This is a genomic window from Acinetobacter sp. 22323 (assembly GCF_052044895.1).
Lineage (GTDB): Bacteria > Pseudomonadota > Gammaproteobacteria > Pseudomonadales > Moraxellaceae > Acinetobacter > Acinetobacter schindleri.
Window position 1 is genome coordinate 1 of sequence record NZ_JBQEOL010000064.1, and the last position, 321, is coordinate 321.

Consider the following 321-nt stretch of genomic DNA (forward strand, 5'->3'; position numbering starts at 1 on the left):
TCCACAACAAGTTGTTCTTCATGACGATGTATCTGAGGGTCTGTAGCTCAGTTGGTTAGAGCACACGCTTGATAAGCGTGGGGTCACAAGTTCAAGTCTTGTCAGACCCACCATGAGCAAGACTTAAAGCACTGCTTTAAGGCGAAGCGCAAGGTAAACGAACGAAAGTGAGTGCGCAGGCTGTAATCTGATACGTCGAATCTAATGTGATAAGCTGGGGACTTAGCTTAGTTGGTAGAGCGCCTGCTTTGCACGCAGGAGGTCAGGAGTTCGACTCTCCTAGTCTCCACCACTCATTGCGATGCAATGAGTTAAACATTA

At 47.7% G+C, this 321-nt stretch carries 2 tRNA genes; both read left to right on the forward strand.

From position 1 onward, the window contains the following. Positions 1-36: 36 nt before the first annotated feature. Positions 37-113: transfer RNA gene (locus tag ACTJIX_RS14905), tRNA-Ile, on the forward strand. Between the two features lie 103 nt (positions 114-216). Further along, a tRNA-Ala gene (locus tag ACTJIX_RS14910) sits at positions 217-292 on the forward strand. The last annotated feature ends 29 nt before the right edge of the window (positions 293-321 follow it).